1 protein-coding gene is annotated in these 1,960 nt (G+C 51.6%); it reads right to left on the reverse strand.

The genetic code is table 11. The annotated features are described in order from the left end of the window. Positions 1 to 1,960 (reverse strand): condensation domain-containing protein (locus tag VM802_RS15270; protein ID WP_325531961.1); only part of this gene is annotated, 1,960 nt, incomplete at both ends.

Consider the following 1,960-nt stretch of genomic DNA (forward strand, 5'->3'; position numbering starts at 1 on the left):
GATCATCTCCGGACTTCTGTCGAGCATCACGGCGATGACCTGGTTTTCATTCGCTGGCATAGCTTCCTGTATGGCGGCAGCCAGCTGAGTGGCTTTGGCATCCAGGGCAGCATAGGTCAGTTGTTTATCTTCAAATACCAATGCCACATTATCCGGATGCCGTTTCACCTGTTCTTCAAACAGCTGGTGGATACATATATCTTCCGGATAGCGGGCAGCGGTATCATTACAATCCGTGAGCAGCCATTGTGTTTCGGCTGGTTGGAGAATATTGATGTCTGCCAGTGTGCTGTTGAGATGACTGTTGATTTCCTGCAGCAGGTTTACATAGTGTTGCAGGAAACGTTCAGCTGTAGCAGCGCTGAAAAGATCCGTACTATATTCAAGATTCAGCCTGATATGATTACCGGTTCTCACGCCTTCCAGCAACAGATCAAATTTGCTGGTGTCGTAAATATCCGTCACAGGTTCCAGCACGGCATCTCCCAGCGGCAGGCTGTCTCTGTCTTCATGCAGGAAGGAGAACATCACATCAAAGAGCGGGTTGCGGCTCATGTCCCGTTTGAGATCGAGTTTATCTATCAGCAATTCAAATGGGTAGTCCTGGTTTTTCAGGGCTTCAACAGCTGTGTTGCTTACCTCTGCCAGGAAATCCCGGAAGGTCTTTTTACCGGCGGGATAAGACCTGATCGCAAGCGTATTGATGAACACGCCCAGTACCTTGTCCAGCTCCGCCCTGGTGCGGCCTGCCACCGGCGTGCCTACCACTATATCTTCATTGCCGGAATATTTATAGAGGAGTACCTTGAAGGCGGCCAGCAGCAATTGATGCAGCGTGTAACCCCATTGCATGCCCAGCTTGTCCAGCTGCTGACACACTTCGGCAGATAAACCGACCTGCATTCTCTTTCCATTAAACGACTTACGCGCTGGTCTTGGGAAGTCTGTCTGTATGCTGAGTACCGGCGCTTCTTCCGCAAACTGTTGCAGCCAGTAGCTTTCCTGGTCTTTAAATGCGTTGTTCAGCAACAAGTCATTCTGCCATACGGCAAAGTCTTTATACTGGAAGGTTACAGGCTCCAGCGCTTCACCGTTGTATAAGCTGATCAGCTCTTCTGTAAATAAAGCAGATGAAACGCCATCGGAGATGATATGGTGCATATCGAAGATGAACAACAGGTCGTTCGCACCGAAATCAAACAGCTGTGCCCTCAGTAAGGGGGGAGCGGCCAGGTCAAAGGTGCGCACAAAAGAGCGTATCAGCCGGCCTTTTTCCTGCGGTGCAGCTTCCGTATAGCCAATATGGAAAGGAACGGTATCCCTGATGATTTGTACCGGTGCGCCGTCTCTCATTTCAAACGAAGTTCTCAGCGCATCGTGGCGTGCAATCAGCGTAGCAAAGCATTGTTCCAGCCGCGCAGTATCGATGTTCCCTTTTACCTGGAAGGCCCTGGGGATGTTATAACTGTTTTCAGAGCCTTCTATCTGGTGCAGCAGGTACAACCGCTTCTGTGAAGACGATTGCGGGTAGAATGCCTGTACCGGCGCGATGGCGAGCTGTTCTACCTGTTGCTTCTGTTGCTTGTCGATGAAAGCGGCCTGCTCTTTTACCGTCGCTTTCTGGAAGAAGAGGTTCAGGGGCAGATTCACCTGGAAAGTCCGGAAGATCTCCGCAATGGCATTGACCGCCTTCAGCGAATGTCCGCCCAGTTCAAAGAAGTGATCATTGAGGCCCACCCGCTGTACATGCAGGAGCTTCGTCCACAGGGCGGCCAGCTGTTGTTCGGTATCTGTGACCGGCGCTTCGTATCCGGCTGTGGAGAGGTTTGTCTCCTGCGGGATCGGGAGGCGCTTCCTGTCGATCTTGCCGTTGCCGGTAAGCGGGAAGCTGTCCATGATGATGAAGAATGCAGGCACCATGTAATCCGGCAGGAAAGCAGCGAGATGTTTACGCAGGTCC

Origin of the sequence: Chitinophaga sp., from assembly GCF_035538455.1 — a bacterium.
Classification (GTDB): domain Bacteria; phylum Bacteroidota; class Bacteroidia; order Chitinophagales; family Chitinophagaceae; genus Chitinophaga.